Genomic DNA, 19,909 nt, shown 5'->3' with positions numbered 1-19,909 from the left:
TTTGACTCGGTCAGATACGCATGCCGGTTTGCAACCGGCTCGCGGTTGTCACTCCTGCAGCGCATTTTCTGTAAGCTGTGCTTTGGGTTGGAAAGGTGCGCCAGGTGTTTTCTCTGTCATTGAGTCTTTTTGTGCAGTAGTGCTTTGAACTTTGAAATCCTCAACCTGTGCCAGCAGGTTTTCGCCATGGCCCGATGGCCAATCGCCAAGCAGAAGATAGCGTTCGGCCAATGTTGCCCCGGATTCTTCTCCGGACTGTAGCGCGAACCTTATCTGCACCACCTGCCATGCGGGCTGCACTATGGTGACCAGCAACAGCAAAATAATGAGATTTAAACTGAATTTTGCTGCCAGCATTTTGTTTTTGGACATTCGCGCTCCGTCTTTCCCCATTATTCCCAGATCGCTCAAGAGCATCCGCGTTCTGACTTTGGTCTTTAAAAAGTATAGACAGGAACCTGGCCCACGACCCGGACTTGAGCCATCAAGGACTGGTTAATCGTTGACTGCCGGCAGGAATGCACACCCTTTTACGGGTTGTTGTTGCTCACAAACTATACTAGAGCTTTAGGTGAGTGGCTGGAACCTTGTGGGAGTAATGAGTTGATGACGCTTGGCTGGGAGAGGGCGTTTCAGAGGAGAAGCGGGGGCAGGATAAGTCCCGGTCTGGTGTGCTGTGTCGCTTGTTTGCTGTCCTCATCCCTGTGGGCCGGGCAAGTTAACGTGCCTACGGCTACTGAAGGGGAGGACGGTGGCAGAGCCTCTTCCCCCGGACTGATTTGGTTCGACTATCAGGGGCCCAAGTCCCCGGCACTCAGGTTGCGAAAGCTGGCCACCGACCTCGGCATAATGCTGCCACCCTTGCCACAAACAGCCATTGAGCTGACTTCGGTCGACGAAGCCTATAGCGCTGTGTACCTGCAATTAGCCCGGAAACTCTCCCAAAACGGTGCAAGAACGCTGGTCACTAGTATTGAATCCTTGCGGCAACGGGCCGGCAATGGTGACCTGGACACCATGGTTGCTGAGCTGACGTCACCCTGGCCACAATTCCAAAATCTCAGACCCATGCTGAGTTATTACCGTGAACTAAGTCGCTATGAGTGGCCGTCATTGACGCCCTTTGAATTCAGATTGGGGCACAGGACGGCTGAGATAGCCAAATTGCGTTGGATGCTGACGCAACTGGGGGACTTGAAACCCAGGAAAACAGACAGCTATCGGGATGCGATTTATGATCCCGGTCTGAAATTGGGGTTACAACATTTCCAGGCCCGCCATGGCCTGGAACAAAGCGGCAAGCTTGATCCCCGCACCTTGGCGGCTTTGAATACGTCACCAGGGGAAAGACTGTTGCAGATACAGACTAACCTGTGGCGTGCCTTGTCTTTGCCCGTGGCTTTGCCCGAAGCCTATATCTGGATCAATTTGCCCGAGTTTCAGTTGTATGTGCTGGAGCAGGGGCAAAATGTGCTGCAGATGAGGGTTATAGTTGGCTCAGAGTCGACACCGACGCCATTATTATCGACCAGCTTGACCCATTTTACGGTGAACCCTGAGTGGAGGCCGCCTGCCAGTATTATCTATCGGGAGTTGTTGCCGAATAATGCCCGTAATCCCGGTCTGCTTGCGCGTCAGGGGTTTGCTTTACACAGTTTGTCATCCGATGGTGCTCCGTCGCTGGCATTGGGGCGGGTAGCTCCGGAACAGTTGGCCACGCTGTTAAGGCAATATCGCTTGGTACAAGCCCCCGGCCCGGCGAATGCTCTTGGGAAATTGCGCTTTTCCATCCGGAATGATGAAGCCATTTATCTGCACGATACCCCCGTCAAATCGCTGTTTTCCCAAAACGGGCGCGCCTTGAGCCACGGCTGTATTCGCCTGGAGGATCCGAAGCGCTTGCTGGCTTTTCTGCAATCCAGAGCTCCTGATCTGGATCCAAAGGCTATCTCCCGGGCTTTGAAGCTCACCGAGCCCAGGGATTTCGTGCTGACCAGCCCCATAGCAGTGATAGTCGGCTACCAGACTGCCTGGGTGAGCGCAGACGGGATACTGCAATTCAGGGAGGATATTTATGGTCTGGATCGCCAGCATTCGGTATTGGCTGAGCTGGAAGGTGTGAAAAGGCTGAGCCAGGGAAGTGCTTTATGACAAGACAGCACATTGATTTAATGAAGCTGATTCACCAGGAGAAAAACGCCAGGATGCGTCTTAGACTGCTGGCGTTGCAGCATTTTCTTGAGGGCAAGTCGCGCTATCAGATAGCGGCTTACTTGAAGGTCAGTCGAACCAGCGTCAATACCTGGATCAGTAATTACCTATCCCATGGTTTAGCCGGGCTGATGGAAAAAAGACGCCCCGGGCGCCCATCGGCATTGAGTCAAGCCCAGCTTAAGCAGCTGTTGTCACACATAGAAAGACGCCGCAACAGTGACGGCACTGAGATGAGTGGCCTGGAAATTCAATCCTATATTGCAGCCACATTTGGCGTAGACTACGAAATATCTAATATTTACCGCATCTTAGGCAGAATACTTCCATCCTGAAGATTCAGAATTATTACTGTCCTCAAGCTTTAGCTATTTGTCATTTCATATGGCATTGAGTCCGCTTGCATGCTAGGCAATGCAATCTCCACCTAAAGTCGTACTTGCGATCTTTCCATTGTGATTAATTAACTGGTCCTATTTAACCTGAATTAAACAAATAGGTGGAGATGACGATTGATTTTCAGTTTCTAATTAAAATCAACGTATTGCCCTGGTTTTTGGAGGTGTTGCCATTTATTGAGACCAAACAAGTAATACTTATATCTATTTGTTTTTAAGTGTTTAGTGTGTTTTTTGTGCTTAACCTGTCGGCCAAGCCATCCTGTGCCTCAAGCAACTTTATAGATCATTTAATTATTCAGTTAAAAATCGGATCCCCCCCTTTGCTACCTTTAATTACAGCTAAGAAGTGCTTTTTTGAGCGTCGAAGCTGGGGTGAAAGCTGAAGTTGGGAATACCATTTTCAGTTTCTCGCTAAAGGAATGGCGTAAAGAGGTAAAAGTATTTAGGGCATTGATTGAGGGGAGTGACGGGTGAAGCACTGCGTCTTCTCAGCAGCATCAACATATCAGTCGATATGTTCTGTCTGACAAGGCCTTCTTCACACAGATCTTACTGGGTACCTCATACGCGCTGTTTAATATGTGTTCGGAGGAAAGTGGAAATGAAACTTGCAAACCTGATGACTGAATTCATAGAAGATGAGAGCGGTTTGACCGCGGTGGAATATGCCATTGCCGGTGGCTTGGTGGTAGGAGGCATGATTGCTGCGTTTAATCTTTTGGGTGAAAACGCAACGGCTAAAATCGATTGTCTGGCGTCTGCCGTAAACGGCAACAGCCAGGATTGCACTCAATAAGTGTCTTTTATGTCGCTAGCTTTGAGTGCCGGCCTTGACAAGTAGTTGAGGGGGCACTCGAGACCTTTGACTGCACAGGAACGCCAGTAAGAGGAAGAGCTGCCATGAATGACACTCATCAGTTGCTTCAGACCCAATTATTGCTGCAAGTACTGTTGGCGGGCAGCTTCTTTCTCGTGGCTATAGGTCTGGATCTCTATCGGCAACGAATCCCCAACTTGTTATGTTTGGCAGCCATTTTCTGTGGTTTTGCTGTTAACGGCTACTTTGCTCAGCTTAACGGCGTGCTGTTGGCGAGCCTGGGGTTTGCATTGGCATTTGCCTTGTTGTTCCCTGTGTTTGTCTTACGGGTTCTTGGGGCCGGCGACGTGAAACTTATGATGGGTATTGGCGCACTGATGGGCCCACAATTGCTGCTTTGGAGTTTGGTATATGGGGTGGTCGCCGGCGCGGTCACCAGCCTGTTGCTTATCTACTGCAAGGTGGGGGGGCGAGGTTTGCTGCAAACCCTTAAACGCTATTGGGACTGCTTGTATTGCCAGACCTATTTTCGACCGGAACCGGGCGAGGCCGCCGGCCAAAAAGTGCCCTATGCACCGGCGTTGGCTTTGGGGTGGATATGGGCTTGTGCACTGGATCCCCAGGTTGCCAACCTGATGGCCGGTCTTCAGCAATGGATTAGCGGAGGCGTCTGATATGTTGCAATCCAATCAGGAGGAGCGGGTCGGCGTTGACAGTCTGGTTACAGCTCAGGCTCAGGGGGCAACGCTAAATACAGATGTACTGGCCAAACGTCCTACCACGGTAGCAGAAACCGGACTTTCCGAAGCCTTGCTATTGGATTTACTTGTAAAACATATATTTACTTCTGGAGTATTAACCAAGGAAGTCCTGGTCAACAAGATGGCCATCACAGGTGGCATTTTGCAATACCTGCTGGATACGGCCAAAAAACTGGCTTGGGTAGAAAATCGCCAAACCACGGCAGATGGGCAAATGCGCTATGCGTTGAGCTTGGCCGGTGAACTCCATGCCAAACAGGCTTTTGCCCGCAGTGGTTATTTGGGATTGGCACCTATCCCCTTGGCTCAATATGTTCCCATTTGCCGTAAACAATCCAGTCGCGCCAATCCTATCACCCTGGACATGCTGCAGCAGGGACTCAAGGGGTTGGTGTTACCCCGCGACCTATTGCATAAAGTTGGTCCGGCCATGAATTCCTGCCGTCCGGTACTGATCTATGGACCACCGGGAACGGGTAAAAGTTACCTCTGCCGCCATCTGAATCTTGCCTTGGGTGATGATGTCCTCATTCCCTATGCCTTGGCCATAGGCAATGAAATTATTCAGGTGTTTGACCCCGAGCTTCATCACAGCGTGGAAATGGTGGCGAATCACAATCCACTCGACTTGGCTCAGGGCCACGACCCCAGGTGGATTCGATGTCACAGGCCGCTGCGGATAACCGGTGGTGAGTTGACTGCGGAAATGCTGGAGGTTCGTTTTGATAACCACAGCCGAACCTATATGGCACCGCTGCAGTTGAAGGCCAATAACGGCATCCTGTTACTCGATGATCTTGGACGCCAGCGCATCAGTACCAAGCAGTTGTTTAATCGTTGGATTATTCCGATGGAAGAACGACGTGATTTTCTGGGACTGCAATCGGGTGAACATTTTGAGATCCCCTTTGAGCTGATTCTGCTTTTCTCTACTAACTTGGATCCCAAGGAGCTGGTGGATGAAGCCTTTCTCAGGCGTCTGGGCTACAAAATTCATTTCGATGCTTTGGATGAAGATCTTTATCGACAAATTTGGTTTCGGGTGTGTGACGAACTCAAGCTCAGCTGTACAGAGGAAGTATTCAGATATTTGTTGCGTGAATACCATCAAGGTTGCAATAAGCCGTTGATCCCCTGCTATCCCAGGGACTTGCTGGGCATCATCTCTGACCAGGTGCATTTCATGAAACTGGAACCGGTTGTAACCCAGTCTCTCATCGACTCGGCTTGGTCAATTTATTTTGTTTGATTCGGTGCAGCCCATGCGCATGCGGTTAGACAAAGGGAGCTCATTATGAACAACAAAAATGTGCTGTTTATCGTCCTGTCGCTGGTGTTCGGTGTTTTGGCCGTATACCTGGCGAAGACCTGGTTAAACACCAATACCCCAGTGGCTGCCGCGGAGACCCAAAGTGTGGTGACCCTGACGGCACAGGTTCCCATGGGGACCATTCTGGAGCGCAAACATTTGGCCTTGGCTGCGGTGCCCGAATCTGTGATACCCAAGGGGGCGGTGAGAACCATAGAGGACGCCGAAGGCAAAGTGGTGAATCAAAAGCTATACGAAGGTGAGGTGTTGAGAACCGAACGCCTGACCAAGAAAGGGGAAGGCAGTACCCTGGCCAGTTTAATCCAACCGCAAATGCGTGCAGTGACCATACGCGTCAATGATGTGGTTGGGGTAGCTGGGTTCTTGTTGCCGGGTAACCGTGTCGACGTGATCAACCTGTATAAGAGCGATGGTTTCAAGACTGACGTTGTGCTGTCCAATGTGAAGATACTGGCCATCGATCAGCGTGCGTCCAACGATGAAAATAAACCCGTGTTGGTGCGTGCCGTGACCCTTGAGCTGAGCCTTGAGCAGGCAGAAATTTTAATGATCGCCGAAGGGCGTGGTTCGCTGCAACTGGCCCTGAGAAACCCCAACGACGAGGTTCAGGTAGACATTGCCGACATTAAGAAGCCGGAGGTCATTGAAAAACCGGTGGCAGAATCCAAGCCCGTTGAGCGGGTGGTTTATGTCCCCGCGCCCAAGTCACGGGAAAAAGTCTATTTGTTGAAAGGCACAAAAGAGCAGGAAGTGAAGGTGGACAATTGACCCTTACCGAATCTGCCGTGACGGCAGGCCGCAAGGAATTGTTGGGTTGGAATTCAATAACGATAAGTTATACGGGAGTGCACCATGTCGCATTCAATTTATACGCTGATCAGGAGGGGATGCAGTTTGTTGGTTGTTGCGTCCCTGTTTTTGGGGATGCCGGTGCAAGCGGGCGGTCCGGTTGGGGCCAACAGTGACATCAAGCTGATCCCCATATTCAAGTCACGGACACTGAAGTTACCCAAAGCGGTCAACAGGGTTTCAGTGGGGAATCCGGACATCGCCGATATTAAGCTCTTGCCCAACAATGAACTGTATATATTGGGCAACCGTCTTGGTAGTACCAACGTGATGATTTGGAATGAAAATGATGCCCTTATCAGCGTAATGGATATCGAGGTCACCCACGATCTCAATGGCCTGAAGCAAAGATTGCATCAATTTTTACCCGGTGAAAACCTGGGGGTACAAACATCCCAGGGACAGTTGTTGCTCAGCGGCCAAGCGTCAAATCTGCAAAAAATGAACACCGCAGTTGAACTGGCGCAGGCCTATGTTGATGCCGCATCGGTGGGTAAAACCGAGAGCAGGGTGCTGAACATGATGACGGTCGGAGGCGATCACCAGGTGATGCTGGAAGTGGTGGTGGCCGAAGTTCAACGCGAGGTTGCCCGTCAGTTTGATTCCAAATTTTTGATTTATAACGAAGGGTCACACCTTGCCGGCGGTGTTGTTGGCGGCGGGGGCGGATTCCTTGAGAATACCATTGGTGGTGTAACAAGTAAGGGATTCTTCGCCCAGTATATCAACAAGGAACTGCTGATCAATTTTGCTCTGGATGTGGCGAAGCAAAATGGCTTGGCCAAGGTATTGGCTGAGCCCAATGTGACTGCTATGAGCGGTCAGGCTGCAGAGTTTTTATCGGGGGGAGAATTCCCGATTCCGGTGCCAGGCAATAACGGTAACACCACGATCCAATACCGGGATTTTGGTGTGGGCGTCAAATTTGTGCCCACTGTGCTGGACTCTGGGCAAATCAACCTGAATCTTAACGTTGTGGTCAGCGAGATCAGTAATTCCAATGCCCTTACCCTGTCTGCCAGCACCACCACAGCGGTACTTGTGGTGCCCTCCCTGGTGAAGCGGCATACCGCCACCACGGTCGAACTGGCGGATGGACAAACCATCGCCATCAGCGGTCTTATCAGTGACACCTTGAGAGAAAATGCCGACAAGATCCCTGGGCTGGGTGATGTCCCTGTGTTGGGGCAACTCTTTTCCAGCAGGAGTTTCCGCAGTGGTCAAAGTGAGCTGGTGATATTGGTGACCCCAAGGTTGGTGAGGCCCTTTAATCGCAAGGATGTGGCTTTGCCTACGGATGGCTTTGTTGCACCGTCCGATGTGCAGTTCTACTTGCTTGGCCAAATGTCCAGAAAAGAAGCACAGTCTCAGCAACAGGAGCAAAGTCAGAATACGGCTTTTATTCCGCCACAACCCGATATCAAGCTGGAAGACAGCGGCACCCAGCAAAAATATGGGCATGCCCTATAGAAGGAGATTGGCATCATGTGTTTATCCAAGACGCTATTGCAAAGTTATCGAAGCTTACTCGTCGTGCCTGTCCTGATGTTGTCTGCATGTGCCAATATGCATGATTTTTCGATGAATGACAGTTATCACCAGGTCAAACGGGTGCAGATATTGGACCCCGAGGCTGCGGAGCGAAATGACGGGCTTATTCTCAATCTGGAAGGTAATTACGGTCGCAAGGTGATGGTGACTTACCGGGAAAGTAGTGTGGCGCCTGCTTCGGCAACCACTATGGGTACATCCATTATTTCGAAATAGCCCTTGAGGGTTGGAGGCTGACATGAAGAATATGTCTGCATCCCCTAAATCGCGGCAGCAGGGCACGATTCTGGTGATGTTCACCATAGGCCTGTTTGCCATCATTGCCATGGTGGCTTTGGCTTTGGATGGCAGCGACATGTTGCTGAGCAAGGGGCGTTTGCAAAATGCCGTGGATTCGGCGGCCCTGCATGCCGCCAAATCACTGCAGGATGGTGCCACACTTGCCGAGGCACGCCAGGCGGCAATCACAATTCTGGCCCAAAATCTTGGCTATGTTGAAAACCATGCCCTGGAAGCCAACATCTCTCTTGACTCACCGGACTACAACAGCACTCAAGTAACAGCCAATGTGGCAATTGAGTTTTCGGTTTTACCGGATCCTTTCACACCAATTCTGGTGGAAGGCAGTGAGTATGTGCGGGTGCGGGTGGAGGATGTGCAGCTGGGGAATTACCTGGCTCAGGTATTTAACTTCAACAAAAGGGTCAGGGCATCGGCTGTTGCCGGTCGCAGTACCAACATCTTGTGTAATAACCGTATTGTCCCCCTGCTGGTGTGTGCCGTTAACGATAACCCAGACGACCCCGATGGCCCCTATGGTATCAGGACCAATGACCTCTACGCCATGAAGAGCAGCTCCAATCAGGATAGCTCCATTGGGCCGGGAAATTTTCAGATGCTTGCGCTTTCAGGCACAGGTGGGGATGTGGTGCGTAAATCCCTCGCCGGAGAGTATGCTCCCGATTCTTGTATCGGCCCTGGTGATTTTGTGCCAACCGAACCCGGCAATACCGTTGGTCCTGTGGTGCAGGGGCTTAATACCCGATTCGGCCAGTGGCAAGGTGGGGGGCTTAACGCGACGGATCACCCCAGGGATTTTAATATCTGTCAGGGCGACCGGGTTGATGTTGACGGCGATGGCAACATTATCCCCTTGGATCCTGGAGAGGCTTTTTATTCTTACAATCAATATGTCGCAGGGGATGATATTGGCAGTTGTATAGACGAAACTCCTCCGGCGTCCGCAGGACGGCGGAATCTGCCGGTTGTTATTGGTATGTGTGACGGCTTGGCCAACGGTCGCAATGAGATTGAGGTATTGACCACGGGCTGTTTCTTTTTGGTTCAGGAAGTTGAGCAGAAAGGCAATGACTCCTACATTGTGGGCGAGTTCGTAACCGAGTGTGCCGGTGCCGGCAACAGCTCACTGGACCCCAATGCGGTCAGCAATGTCTCCACCATAGTGCTGTACCGGGATCCGGACAGTCCGGATTCCTAGGAGGCTACATGCACAAGTCGAATCAGCAGGGGGTTGCGGCGGTTGAATTTACCATCATGCTGCCCATCTTGTTGTTGACTGTTTTCGCCACAGCCGAGCTGGGAAGGGCGATTTATCAATACAACACCCTGACCAAACTGGTCAGGGATGCAGCCCGTTACCTTGCCAATACCGCAGATATCCGGGTCACCACTAATCTTCCCGATCCGCTGAGCGATGCCAACTGTGGAAACTGCATTACCGAGACCAAGAATTTATTGGTGTATGGCAATGTCAATGGCAACGGTTCCCCTTTGCTTTCAGGACTTTCTACCAGCAATGTCAGCATAGCCGTGTCACCTTCGGGGACCCGCAGATTACTGGTCTCGGCCAGTTACAATTGGCAACCCTTGTTCGGCGACAGTCTGTCAACTTTTGGTTTGGGAGACAGCATAGATCTCGGCTTCAACCTCAATACCAGTTATGCGGTGACGGCGTTATGAAGAAGCAACGTGGGATCTATGTGGTGGAGTTTGCCATTGTCGGTGGAGTGTTTTTTGTGCTGTTGTTCAGCGCTCTGGAAATCGGTCGCCTGTTTTACACCTACAGTGTGTTGCAGGAAGCATCTCGAAGGGCCACCAGACTGGCGACGGTATGTTACCCCACCACGGATATCGACCAACTGGCGCTCTTCAATGGCGCCAATTTGGTCCCCAACCTCAGTGCCAGCAATCTGTATTTTCTTTACTTGAAAAAAGATGGCACCGCAGCCACAGAACCGGATGGTTCTGATATTGACTTGGTCAGGGCAGAAATTCGTGACTATCGGCATCAGTTTTTAGTACCGGGCTTGTATCGGACGCTGAACTCCCCCGTTTTTTCCACCACCCTGCCAAGGGAGAGTTTGGGGGTCTATCCCGGAGGGATCACCGACTGCCAATAAATACCAATTAACTGCGGATTTCCTACTATATTAAACATAGGGTGTCTAACCGAAGAGGATCATAATGGATAAGCCGTTGGAATTACTGATTTCGGATGCCAACGAGGCTAAGTCCCCCATGGACAGGGCTACATTTACCATGCCTTATCCTATCAATGCCCTGTTGCTGGATAGCCAAAAAAAGCTTTTACTCCAATTGGAACGGAATCTGGATCACTGTATCAACCTCACGTGGGAAAAGACCTCTGACTTTAACCATATCAAGAACAAAAGCGATTCAGGAAAAGCCTTCAATCTCATTCTTTTAGTACTGCCCGACGACACTCAACAAGCCAAGGCCGCACTCCAGTGCGCCGCCGCTTATAACGCCGATATCATCATACTTGGGCAGGATACACCTCAATCGGTATTGAGGGTGGCATTTCAACATGGTGTCAGTGATTTCATTCCCCTTGACGCCAGTGCCGACGAGTTATATCTGGCACTGAAAAAGATATCGGTGCAGTTAAGTGATGCTGCTGAGTTAGCCCCTGTGCTGGCGGTTATTAACGGCAAAGGAGGCTCTGGCGCAAGCTTCGTGGCAGCGTGCCTTGCGGTAATTGCAGCCCAAAGGGAGCGCTGTGACCTGGCGTTATTGGACACAGATCTGCATTACGGCTCCCTGGCACACATACTGGGGTTTGAACCCAGCTATTTTCTTTCCGATGCCCTGCAGGCATTGGATGAAATGGACGAAGTTGCCTTGAAAAGCGCCATGACCAGCAGAGAGCGTTTACATCTGCTGGCCGCCGCCCCCTTTACCCTGCTGAACACCCATGAAGAGGTCAAACTGAACAAGATCCACGACCTTATCTGGAAATGTCGGCAGCACTATTCCCAGGTCATCATAGATTTTTCCCGTGGCTTGGAAGGTTGGAACGGTGATTTGCTGCATAACGCAGAGCTGCTGGTGGTCACTCAGCAAAACCTGATGATTATCCGCGAAACCAAGGCGCTGATACAGCAACTGGTCAATAACATGGGGATCAGCAAAGACAGGATCCACCTGTTAGTTAATCGTTATGACAAGTCCAATACCACCATTAAGTTGGCAGACATCAAGAATGCCTTGGGTATCGACTCCATGTCTGTGGTGGCGAACGACTTTAAGGTTGCCAGTGAGTGTGTCGATCTCGGCAGACCCATTACTCAGGTTGCCCGTCGCCAACGGATACTCGGCGATTTGCAGGCATTGACCAATAAGCTGATCCCGACAAAAGATGCACAGCAAGATCACAAGGTGAGCTTCTGGGCCCGTTTATGGAATTAAGCCACAGGGACGCCAACGATGGAAACGACTACAACTGCGCCATATCAACCCCTCAGTGATGAGGAGCAGGAAATCAAGGTTCAGCTCTACGACCGACTGCTCAATGTCATGGACCTGTCCTTGATTGAAACCATTTCCAAAACCCAGGCAAGACAGCAAATCAGCGATATATGCGAGCGGCTGATCAATGACATGCATTTGCCCATCAACATGGTGTCGCGACAACGGTTAATAAAGCTGATTATTGATGAGGTATTGGGGCTGGGGCCCTTGGAAACCTTGCTGGCGGATCCCACCATTTCAGACATTCTGGTTAACTCCTTCGACAGGGTTTATGTTGAGCGGCGCGGTAAGCTCGAAGAAGTAAATATCAAGTTCCACAGCAATGCTCACCTGCTCAATATTATCGATCGCATTGTTTCCAGTGTCGGGCGCCGCATCGATGAATCCTCTCCCATGGTTGATGCCAGATTGGCCGATGGTTCCAGGGTCAATGCCATTATCCCGCCATTGGCCCTGGATGGCCCGGCACTGTCAATCCGGCGGTTCGCGGTCAGTAAGCTGACCGCCAAGGAATTGATAGATTACGGCTCTATTACCGAGCCCATGGTTGAGTTGCTGCGGGGGGCGGTGAAAGGAAAGCTCAACGTACTGGTGTCGGGCGGGACCGGCAGCGGAAAAACGACCCTGCTGAACATGCTATCCGGCTATATTCCCGCCGATGAACGTATTGTCACCATTGAAGACTCCGCCGAGTTGCAATTGCAGCAACCCCACACAGTGCGCCTGGAGACCCGGCCGCAGAACATTGAAGGACGTGGTGAGGTCACCCAAAGAGACCTGGTTAAAAACTGCCTGCGGATGCGACCTGACCGGATTGTCATAGGTGAGGTCCGCGGCGGTGAGGCGCTGGACATGCTTACCGCCATGAATACGGGCCATGAGGGGTCACTGACCACACTGCACGCCAACAGTCCCAGAGACGCGCTCGGGAGACTGGAATACATGGTATGTATGGCAGGGTTTGAAATGCCGGTCAGCAATATACGCACTCAAATTGCTTCGGCAATTGACTTGGTGGTGCAGTTGGAACGCCAGGAAGATGGTCGCCGCAGGGTGACCAGTATTCAGGAGATCAACGGCATGGAAGGTGATGTCATTACCATGTCAGAGCTGTTTCACTTTGTTCGCAATGGCGTCGATGCAGATGGCATGATTAAGGGTTCATTTGAGGCCACGGGGGTTATCCCCGGTTTCCATCGGAGACTCAAGCAATACGGCATAGACTTGCCTTATCACCTGTTTAACTGTGATGACCAGTTTGCGAATTTCTAGGAGCATTCCCTATGTTTTCCAACGAGGTGATTTTTCTGGGATTGATATTTGTTGCGGTAATTTTCCTGTCTCAAGCGCTGTTTTTGCCGGTTTACAGTCCACAGCGGGCGAATACGGCACTGGTGCGAAAGCGGTTGAAAAAACTGTCACAGGAGTCCGGCGACAGTACCTTTGAAACGTCACTGTTACGTAAAAATCGCCTCAGTAAACTTGGTGCCTTGGGGCGCGCCTTGGAAAACATCGGTTTTATTGAAAGTCTCAGCGACCGGCTGGAATTGGCCGACTACCGGATGCTGGGGCATCAGTATTTACTCCTGTCCGTCAGTACCGCCATTGCACTCGGCGTTGGCAGTTGGCTCTGGTCCCGCGAACCCTTATTGGGCGTGTTTATTTTGTTTATGACCTTGCTGTTATTTCGCTTCAAGCTCAACCGTGACACCACCAAGCGTATGGATGCCATAGAGGCCAGTTTTCCCGATGCACTCGACGTGCTGCGCCGTGCCCTGCAAGCGGGCTATTCATTCTCGGATGCCGTGAAATTGGTCACCGAGGAAATGGAAGGACCACTGGCAAAAGAATTCAGCTTGATGTTTGCCAATATCAACTACAGCAAGGATACCAACCGTGCCTTGTTGAACTTTATCGAACGTGTGCCGAGCGTCTCCGCCATGGCCTTTGTCAGCGCCGTGAAGGTGCAAAAAGTCACCGGTGGCAACCTGGCCGAAAATATTGATAACTTGTCCCGGGTAATACGGCAGCGATTTACCTTCAGGCGCAGGGTCAGGACGCTGTCTGCGGAAGGCCGCTTATCGGCATGGATATTGATTTTGTTGCCCTTTGTGCTTTTTGCCGTCATCTATCTGCAGACGCCAGGATATGTTGCTGAGTTGACCGGTACCGAGGATGGCAGGAAGTTGCTGATATGGGGGGCCATAGGCATGACAATTGGTGGCCTGTGGATTGGAAAACTCATTCGGATAGACATGTGATATGGACTACTTAAAAGGTTTATTCAGTGCGATATTCGACAATCCCCTGTATGTGGAATGGGCGATTTACGGGGTTGCAGCCATTGCCGGGGTGACCTTGGCAATGTCCATTTCTTTGCTAATTACCGGTATTTATTCTCCGGTCCGAAAAAGAATGCAGGGCCTATCCCAAGACGCCTCCTTGGACATCAAGGACTCTCAGGAAGTGACCGGCACATTGGAGCATGGGATCAATAAGCTGGGCAGTCGGCCTTTTCTCAATGTCAGTAATAATGAAACCAGACGCCTGTTAATCCATGCCGGGTTGCACTCCGAGAGTGCTCTGGCGGTATTCAATGCTATCCGCCTGCTATTGCTGCTGCTCAGTGCGGCTGCGTCGATCATCATTTTAAAGTTGTTTCCAGAGCTCTCCGGTGTAGTGGCTTTTTATGTGGTGTGTCTGATTGTTGGTGTGGCTTATCTTGCACCTTCTCTGGTATTGGAAACCTTGGCCAAGCGGCGGATGCGGGCCTTACGGGTGGGTTTCCCCGACGCCCTGGATTTGCTGGTGGTTTGCTGCGAGGCTGGCCTGGGGCTGCTTGCGGCACTGCGACGGGTAGCGACGGAGCTTGAATTCAGTCATCCCAGCCTGGCCAGCGAATTGGAGTTGGTGTGTTCCAAGGTCCGGGCCGGTTTGACCATCAAGGTGGCGCTGCAGGAGTTTACCGATCGCACCGGGCTTGAAGACATCAAAGGTCTGAACTCGGCCATCTCCCAAAGCATCAGGTTGGGAACCGGCATTGCGGAAACGCTGCGGGTATTTTCCGATGAGTACCGTAATAAGCGACTACAGGAAGCCGAAGAAAAGGCAGCCAAACTGGCGGTCAAAATGATCTTTCCCATGATGTTCTGTATCTGGCCTTCATTCTTTATCGTGGCGGTTGGACCTGCTGTGCTTAAGGTGATGAAGGTGTGGGGACAGGCATTTTAATCCTGGGGTACTTGTATACTGCGTCAAAGGCATGGAGCGAACACTATGGGATGTGTGCCGGAGCTTTTCTCTCGCAAATTCAAGATTAAGCTGACGGGAGTCCTTATCCTCAGCTGTTTCCTGGTTTTTTCGGGTTGTGCGAGCAAACCCGAGCCCGGGGACAAGGCTCAGTTACCTCAGCGGCAAGATCTGTTTGATGGCCAGTCAATCCTGGTCGGGCAGTCGCAAACCCGTCCCCAAAGTGAGCAGCAGGCATTGGAGCTGGCGATCAAAGAAGAGCAGGCAGGGCGTTTGGACAAGGCGCTGTATCTGTACATTCAAGCCTTGGATTTCAATCCAATCAATGCCGAAACCTTCTACAAAATAGCCCATATTCATACCCTCAGAGGTCGGGATGATATTGCTTATCGTGCCTATAATGAGGCGCTGACAGTGGACCCCAACTACATGCCTGCCCAAGCCGAATTCGGTATTATCAAAATGAGCCAGCGCGAATATACCCAGGCGCGGTTGCATCTGGAAAAAGCCGTTAGCCTGGATCAACAAAGACTGAAAGAGCAGCGGGGACTGGCGGATAATCAAACCATGATACCGCTGGACCAGCAGTCACCACTGCGGGTCTACAATGCGCTTGGCATATTGGAAGATCTGGAAAATCACCATGACAAGGCCAGGAGTTATTTTGGGCTGGCATTGGACTATCAGCCCTATTCCGCAGTGATAGCCACCAACCTGGGTTATTCCTATTACCTGGGCGGTGAACTGAGTATGGCTGAGCGCTATTTGAAACAAGCCATTCAGTATGATTCCAGTTATGAGCGAGCCTGGTCAAATCTGGGATTGGTGTATATCAGAACAGGACAATATTCCAAGGCACTTTCCACCTTTGAGCAGAACCTGAGCAAGGCCGACGCGCTCAATGACTTGGGCTACTTTCTCATGTTGGACGGCAAATACGACCGCGCCATCACCCTGTTCAAACAGGCCATAGATGCCTCGCCAAGTTACTTTGAGCAGGCACAAAAAAACCTGAAAATCGCCGAGTCCGAGCTGCAACTGCATTCTGCACCATTGGCCAGCCATACAATGCAGTAGCCTCAAAACAACGAATCGGCCCCAAGTTGACTGAGTAAATTGGTACCAGCGGTCTGAACGACGGGGCTGGCCACCCAGCAGACACCCGGCGTGTGGGTTCACTTGTCTGAGAGTCAAAAACAAAAAAAGCCAGCTCAAGGCTGACTTTTAAGTTGGTACCTTAAGTGGATACCAGAGTTCGGACCGACGGGGCTGGCCACCCAGCCGACACGCGGTGTGTTGGTTCGCTTGCCTGAGGACCAAAAACAAAAAAGCCAGCTCAAGGCTGACTTTTAAGTTGGTACCAGAGGTCGGACTCGAACCGACACGCTTTTAAGGGCGGGGGATTTTGAATCCCCTGTGTCTACCAATTTCACCACTCTGGCACAAATTTTCTGATTGTCATGCTTTTAGCTCGACAATGACGATGGATTATACCCACAGCTTTAGCCTTGGCAAGCCTTTTAACCAGCGAAAACCCGGCCTCTTGCACAACTGCACAAAATTCACCCCATCATAGGGGGCTGGAGACCAATTTGCGCCGCATTTATGTATCAAATGCAAAATCCTGCTGGGCTGGGCTGGGCTGGGCTGGGCTGGGCTGGGCTGGGCTCGCGCGATGGTTTTATCCCGACCAAGACTAATCATCTTCATCTCCAAAGTGCAAACCCGGTTAGTTGCACCGACTTTGATTAGTGGACTTGCCGCAAAGGGCGCGCAGTATTAGGGTGGTGTGACAAACAGGAGTCGTCAAGCGGCGACATTTTATAAAAGGAAAAAGCATGGAAGTGAAAGTATTTGATCGTGTCACCACGGACGATCCCATTATCAGCGCCACGGCGTATAACCTCATCATTGGTCTGACCCTGTGTTGGGGATTCGCGGTTAATTGGTGGATGGTGGAGAACATAGACCCTCAAGCCATAGCCAGTGTGAATCCCTGGATCTTCTTTATCGGTTATTTTGCGTCTTGTTTTTTAGGTGTGTACCTGTTTGGCAGCTCAAGCAATCCATTGGTGAGCTTTCTTGGATACAATCTGGTGGTGGTGCCCTTCGGCCTCATCATTAACCTGGTGGTGAGCCGCTATGATCCCGCGTTGGTGGTGGAGGCCATTCGTCTTACCGGCTTGGTTACCGTCGGCATGATGTGTCTGGGGACCTTATTTCCGGCCTTTTTTGCCGGCATCCGCAGAGCCCTGACTTTGGCTTTGCTGCTGGTTATTGTGGTCGAGTTGGTGGAGCTGTTTGTTTTCGGCATCCATCACGACATCATAGATTGGGTGGTAGTGGTGATTTTCTGTGGCTACATAGGTTATGACTGGGGCCGGGCCAATCAAATTCCCAAAACTGTGGACAATGCCATCGACAGTGCCGCGGCCCTTTATATGGATATTATTAACCTGTTCCTGCGCCTGGTGCGTATTCTGGGACGCCGTTAGTCGTTTATGTTTTCGCCCCTGGGATTTGCAGGGGCGGATTTGAGGAACACCGTGAGTTGCCATAATTGTGATGCTTCAATCTGGCGTCAAAAACTGGGGCGATGCCGACGCTGCATGCTGATGCTGGCGGCCATGAGCATGGTCGCCTGGCCCTTGTGGTGGTGGCTGTTCCGTGAACAACCCAAGACTGTGTCCGCCATTGCGCTACTGTTGTTTGCCGGCGCTTGCAGTGGCCTGTTGGTGCTGCATTTATTGGTGGCGGGGTATCGTTTCCTGCGTGGAGAATAGACGGCAAGTTAGCCAAAAGCCTTGCTGTTTTTACAGCGCCAATCATAGTAACTACACTTCAATCATCTCCTTCTTTTTTCGTCAGGATCCGGTATGCAATCAGCCCTGCTGCGCAGCGTATCCCTGCTGATGGCACTTTTGCTGCAGATGCATTGCGCTATGGCTGAGGCAGATCTGGCGCGTCTCAACTACCTGACCGAAGATTATCCGCCGTTTAATTATTCCGAAGATGGTCAGCTGAAAGGGATCAGTGTAGACATGTTGATCGCCGCAGCGGCCAAGAGTGGCCACATCATTACACCGGGGCAGATTAAAATCATGCCCTGGACCCGGGCCTATCACCAGGCCATGCAAGGGCCTGATACAGTGCTGTTTTCCACAGTGCGCACCCCGGAGCGGGAGGCGCTGTTTAATTGGGTTGGCCCCATCTCTCCCGTGCGGGTGGTGCTGCTGGCCAGAAAAAAGGATGCCATAGTCATCAACCAGCCCGGGGAGCTGGCGCAGTACAGCATAGGGGTGATGCGTGATGCCATTGGTGAGGTGTTGCTCAAGTCCATGGGTATGGAGTCCAATTTGTACCGTATCACCAACACTGCCTCCATGGTGCGGATGTTGCAGCGGGGCCGGGTGGAGCTCTGGGCCTATGAAGATACAGTGGCCCGCTGGTTTACCCGGCGTGAAGGATTGAATTTCGATGATTTTGAGGTGGTTTACCTGCTTCAGCAATCGGAACTTTATTATGCCTTCAGCAAGGATGTGCCACAGCCTCTGTTGCAGTCATTGCAATCTGGACTGGATGCACTCAAGCAAACGGACGATCTGGGGCACAGTGAATGGCAGAATATTCGCGACCTATATCTACAGCCGCCGCCTCAGGAATCCACTTCCCAGAAATAATTATCCCCGGCCTGGACCGGGGATAATGCAGTCAATCTTGCTGATCTAATCCATCAAGGCTCAGTCAATCAGATCGTATTGCTCGCGCAGTATGGCGATGATTTCCGCCTTGGGATTGCCGGACAGTTCTATCTTCTTGCCGGTCACCTTTTCAGCCACTCCGGTATAGGTACGTGACACGTTCATCATGGCCTCCAGCGGCAGGGCGTTGTCGCGGGCCAGGGCCTCACGCTCTGGCATCCGATCCTTGTTCAACAGAATATCCGGATCCGGGAAGTGATTCAGCAGAAACTGACGGAAGCCTTCCTTGGAGTTTTCGACAATTTTGCCGTCGCGGTAGGCGGCGCCGTCCCAAATGCGTGATGAATCTGGGGTGCCCACTTCATCCATGTAGATCAGTTTGGAATTGCCATTCTTGTCATTGACATAGCCAAACTCAAATTTGGTATCGACGAACACCTGATCCAGTTTGGCCAGGGCGTCGGATATGACCTTGAATCCGTCCTTGAGCAGCTTTTCATACAGATCGATATCGGACGGCTTTTCAAAGCCGAAAGCTTCAAAGTTGGCTTCGATATCGGCACGGCTGATATTGACGTCATCCTGCTCAGGCACACCTGGGATGCCCGTGAGTATGCCCTTGGTGGATGGGGTCAACAGCAGTTCCGGCAGCTTCTGATCCTTTTGCAGTCCCTCGGGCAGGGTGATGCCACAGAATACCCGCTCGCCCTTTTGATAAGCACGCCACATGGAGCCTGTGATGTACTGACGAATAATGGCTTCGACCTTGATGGGGCGGGCCTTTTGCACTATCCACACGAAGGGATGGGGGATGTCGAGGATGTGGCTGTCGGCCAGACCATTTTCCTTGAACAAACCAAACCAGTGATTGGAAATGGCGTTCAGGGCCGCGCCTTTGCCGGGAATGCCGTGCAGATCGCCTTCACCGTGGAAGATGCAGTCGAAGGCCGAAATGCGATCGCTGATGACCATGATGGCCAGTGGCGTGTCGGCGGGCACATTGTAGCCTTTTTCGCGGATCAGGCGGGCGCTGTCGGCTTCGGTCAGCCAGTAAACGCTGCGTACCTTACCGCTGTGCACCGGTTTGTCGGTACGGATCGGCAGATCGTTGTTAACGGCTAATACGGAATCGGCAAGACTCATGACGAGTATTCCTCTGAATGTAGGGGTCAAGGTTAAGTCCGGCAGGCTTATTTTGGTACTTGCCTGTTTCCCGGGGAATAGGGTGTTGCTGCGGGCTGAACCAG

At 51.5% G+C, this 19,909-nt stretch carries 21 protein-coding genes and 1 tRNA gene; 19 read left to right on the top strand and 3 right to left on the bottom strand.

Translation table 11 applies throughout. The annotated features are described in order from the left end of the window. Positions 1–48: 48 nt before the first annotated feature. Complete coding sequence (locus JYB85_RS16380) at positions 49–372, bottom strand: hypothetical protein (protein WP_207380146.1); 324 nt, start codon at positions 370–372, stop codon at positions 49–51. 351 nt (positions 373–723) lie between these two features. Here JYB85_RS16380 and JYB85_RS16375 point away from each other — a divergent pair, with 351 nt between their 5' ends. The 16 genes from JYB85_RS16375 to JYB85_RS16300 all read left to right on the top strand — a co-directional run bounded on the left by JYB85_RS16375 (position 724) and on the right by JYB85_RS16300 (position 16,038). Continuing rightward, positions 724–2,151, top strand: coding sequence for a L,D-transpeptidase family protein (locus JYB85_RS16375; RefSeq protein ID WP_207380145.1), 1,428 nt, complete (start codon positions 724–726; stop codon positions 2,149–2,151). Then, positions 2,148–2,546: a helix-turn-helix domain-containing protein gene (locus JYB85_RS16370; RefSeq protein WP_207380144.1), complete on the top strand. Its 399-nt coding sequence runs from the start codon at positions 2,148–2,150 to the stop codon at positions 2,544–2,546. The genes JYB85_RS16375 and JYB85_RS16370 overlap by 4 nt, the downstream gene beginning before the upstream one ends. A gap of 667 nt (positions 2,547–3,213) precedes the next feature. Continuing rightward, a complete protein-coding gene (locus JYB85_RS16365; RefSeq protein WP_207321001.1) occupies positions 3,214–3,408 on the top strand; it encodes a Flp family type IVb pilin in 195 nt (64 codons plus the stop codon). A 104-nt stretch (positions 3,409–3,512) separates the two neighbouring features. Then, entirely contained in the window at positions 3,513–4,103 is a 591-nt protein-coding gene (locus tag JYB85_RS16360; protein ID WP_228730131.1) for an A24 family peptidase, read from the top strand. Between the two features lies 1 nt (position 4,104). Beyond that, on the top strand, positions 4,105–5,439 hold the full coding sequence (locus tag JYB85_RS16355; protein WP_228730130.1) for a P-loop NTPase family protein: 1,335 nt from the start codon (positions 4,105–4,107) through the stop codon (positions 5,437–5,439). Between the two features lie 45 nt (positions 5,440–5,484). Next, a complete protein-coding gene (gene cpaB, locus JYB85_RS16350) occupies positions 5,485–6,288 on the top strand; it encodes a Flp pilus assembly protein CpaB (RefSeq protein WP_207380143.1) in 804 nt (267 codons plus the stop codon). Positions 6,289–6,372: 84 nt separating this feature from the next. Further along, positions 6,373–7,839 carry a type II and III secretion system protein family protein gene (locus JYB85_RS16345; protein ID WP_207380142.1) on the top strand — a complete coding sequence of 489 codons (1,467 nt, stop codon included), beginning with the start codon at positions 6,373–6,375 and terminating at the stop codon, positions 7,837–7,839. A 111-nt stretch (positions 7,840–7,950) separates the two neighbouring features. Further along, a complete protein-coding gene (locus JYB85_RS16340; protein ID WP_228730129.1) occupies positions 7,951–8,136 on the top strand; it encodes a hypothetical protein in 186 nt (61 codons plus the stop codon). 22 nt (positions 8,137–8,158) lie between these two features. Continuing rightward, complete coding sequence (locus JYB85_RS16335; protein WP_207380141.1) at positions 8,159–9,418, top strand: TadE/TadG family type IV pilus assembly protein; 1,260 nt, start codon at positions 8,159–8,161, stop codon at positions 9,416–9,418. An 8-nt stretch (positions 9,419–9,426) separates the two neighbouring features. Then, positions 9,427–9,900: a TadE/TadG family type IV pilus assembly protein gene (locus tag JYB85_RS16330; protein ID WP_207380140.1), complete on the top strand. Its 474-nt coding sequence runs from the start codon at positions 9,427–9,429 to the stop codon at positions 9,898–9,900. Beyond that, positions 9,897–10,340 carry a TadE/TadG family type IV pilus assembly protein gene (locus JYB85_RS16325; protein ID WP_207380139.1) on the top strand — a complete coding sequence of 148 codons (444 nt, stop codon included), beginning with the start codon at positions 9,897–9,899 and terminating at the stop codon, positions 10,338–10,340. The genes JYB85_RS16330 and JYB85_RS16325 overlap by 4 nt, the downstream gene beginning before the upstream one ends. A 64-nt stretch (positions 10,341–10,404) precedes the next feature. Then, entirely contained in the window at positions 10,405–11,649 is a 1,245-nt protein-coding gene (locus tag JYB85_RS16320) for an AAA family ATPase (RefSeq protein ID WP_207380138.1), read from the top strand. Positions 11,650–11,667: 18 nt separating this feature from the next. Further along, positions 11,668–12,984, top strand: coding sequence for a CpaF family protein (locus tag JYB85_RS16315; RefSeq protein ID WP_207320992.1), 1,317 nt, complete (start codon positions 11,668–11,670; stop codon positions 12,982–12,984). Between the two features lie 11 nt (positions 12,985–12,995). Continuing rightward, a complete protein-coding gene (locus JYB85_RS16310; protein ID WP_207380137.1) occupies positions 12,996–13,973 on the top strand; it encodes a type II secretion system F family protein in 978 nt (325 codons plus the stop codon). Between the two features lies 1 nt (position 13,974). Further along, positions 13,975–14,943, top strand: a complete 969-nt coding sequence (locus tag JYB85_RS16305) for a type II secretion system F family protein (protein ID WP_207380136.1) — start codon at positions 13,975–13,977, stop codon at positions 14,941–14,943. Between the two features lie 45 nt (positions 14,944–14,988). Next, the gene (locus JYB85_RS16300; protein WP_207380135.1) at positions 14,989–16,038 is read left to right on the top strand and encodes a tetratricopeptide repeat protein; all 1,050 of its coding nucleotides are present in this window, start codon (positions 14,989–14,991) and stop codon (positions 16,036–16,038) included. A gap of 278 nt (positions 16,039–16,316) precedes the next feature. On the opposite strand, the gene JYB85_RS16295 is transcribed toward JYB85_RS16300, so the two are convergent. Further along, positions 16,317–16,403 (bottom strand) — tRNA-Leu (locus tag JYB85_RS16295). Positions 16,404–16,799: 396 nt separating this feature from the next. Here JYB85_RS16295 and JYB85_RS16290 point away from each other — a divergent pair. From JYB85_RS16290 to JYB85_RS16280, 3 genes are all read left to right on the top strand, one after another. Then, positions 16,800–17,456, top strand: a complete 657-nt coding sequence (locus tag JYB85_RS16290; RefSeq protein WP_207380134.1) for a Bax inhibitor-1 family protein — start codon at positions 16,800–16,802, stop codon at positions 17,454–17,456. 51 nt (positions 17,457–17,507) lie between these two features. Then, positions 17,508–17,744 carry a DUF3624 domain-containing protein gene (locus JYB85_RS16285; RefSeq protein ID WP_207380133.1) on the top strand — a complete coding sequence of 79 codons (237 nt, stop codon included), beginning with the start codon at positions 17,508–17,510 and terminating at the stop codon, positions 17,742–17,744. A gap of 93 nt (positions 17,745–17,837) precedes the next feature. Continuing rightward, entirely contained in the window at positions 17,838–18,641 is an 804-nt protein-coding gene (locus tag JYB85_RS16280) for a substrate-binding periplasmic protein (protein ID WP_207380132.1), read from the top strand. 60 nt (positions 18,642–18,701) lie between these two features. On the opposite strand, the gene JYB85_RS16275 is transcribed toward JYB85_RS16280, so the two are convergent. Further along, positions 18,702–19,805, bottom strand: coding sequence for a phosphoribosylaminoimidazolesuccinocarboxamide synthase (locus JYB85_RS16275; protein ID WP_207324722.1), 1,104 nt, complete (start codon positions 19,803–19,805; stop codon positions 18,702–18,704). Positions 19,806–19,909: the final 104 nt, after the last annotated feature.

Source organism: Shewanella sedimentimangrovi (assembly GCF_017354965.1).
GTDB lineage: Bacteria > Pseudomonadota > Gammaproteobacteria > Enterobacterales > Shewanellaceae > Shewanella > Shewanella cyperi.
Note: the sequence above shows the minus strand (reverse complement) of the source record. Positions and strands in the feature narration are given on the sequence as shown.

Excerpts from the sequence above, each read along its gene's own strand:
- JYB85_RS16380 (WP_207380146.1), bottom strand. The coding sequence starts at position 372 with ATGTCCAAAAACAAAATGCTGGCAGCAAAATTCAGTTTAAATCTCATT.
- JYB85_RS16370 (WP_207380144.1), top strand. The coding sequence starts at position 2,148 with ATGACAAGACAGCACATTGATTTAATGAAGCTGATTCACCAGGAGAAA.
- JYB85_RS16365 (WP_207321001.1), top strand. The coding sequence starts at position 3,214 with ATGAAACTTGCAAACCTGATGACTGAATTCATAGAAGATGAGAGCGGT.
- JYB85_RS16360 (WP_228730131.1), top strand. The coding sequence starts at position 3,513 with ATGAATGACACTCATCAGTTGCTTCAGACCCAATTATTGCTGCAAGTA.
- JYB85_RS16355 (WP_228730130.1), top strand. The coding sequence starts at position 4,105 with ATGTTGCAATCCAATCAGGAGGAGCGGGTCGGCGTTGACAGTCTGGTT.
- cpaB (WP_207380143.1), top strand. The coding sequence starts at position 5,485 with ATGAACAACAAAAATGTGCTGTTTATCGTCCTGTCGCTGGTGTTCGGT.
- JYB85_RS16345 (WP_207380142.1), top strand. The coding sequence starts at position 6,373 with ATGTCGCATTCAATTTATACGCTGATCAGGAGGGGATGCAGTTTGTTG.
- JYB85_RS16340 (WP_228730129.1), top strand. The coding sequence starts at position 7,951 with ATGAATGACAGTTATCACCAGGTCAAACGGGTGCAGATATTGGACCCC.
- JYB85_RS16335 (WP_207380141.1), top strand. The coding sequence starts at position 8,159 with ATGAAGAATATGTCTGCATCCCCTAAATCGCGGCAGCAGGGCACGATT.
- JYB85_RS16330 (WP_207380140.1), top strand. The coding sequence starts at position 9,427 with ATGCACAAGTCGAATCAGCAGGGGGTTGCGGCGGTTGAATTTACCATC.
- JYB85_RS16325 (WP_207380139.1), top strand. The coding sequence starts at position 9,897 with ATGAAGAAGCAACGTGGGATCTATGTGGTGGAGTTTGCCATTGTCGGT.
- JYB85_RS16320 (WP_207380138.1), top strand. The coding sequence starts at position 10,405 with ATGGATAAGCCGTTGGAATTACTGATTTCGGATGCCAACGAGGCTAAG.
- JYB85_RS16315 (WP_207320992.1), top strand. The coding sequence starts at position 11,668 with ATGGAAACGACTACAACTGCGCCATATCAACCCCTCAGTGATGAGGAG.
- JYB85_RS16310 (WP_207380137.1), top strand. The coding sequence starts at position 12,996 with ATGTTTTCCAACGAGGTGATTTTTCTGGGATTGATATTTGTTGCGGTA.
- JYB85_RS16305 (WP_207380136.1), top strand. The coding sequence starts at position 13,975 with ATGGACTACTTAAAAGGTTTATTCAGTGCGATATTCGACAATCCCCTG.
- JYB85_RS16300 (WP_207380135.1), top strand. The coding sequence starts at position 14,989 with ATGGGATGTGTGCCGGAGCTTTTCTCTCGCAAATTCAAGATTAAGCTG.
- JYB85_RS16290 (WP_207380134.1), top strand. The coding sequence starts at position 16,800 with ATGGAAGTGAAAGTATTTGATCGTGTCACCACGGACGATCCCATTATC.
- JYB85_RS16280 (WP_207380132.1), top strand. The coding sequence starts at position 17,838 with ATGCAATCAGCCCTGCTGCGCAGCGTATCCCTGCTGATGGCACTTTTG.
- JYB85_RS16275 (WP_207324722.1), bottom strand. The coding sequence starts at position 19,805 with ATGAGTCTTGCCGATTCCGTATTAGCCGTTAACAACGATCTGCCGATC.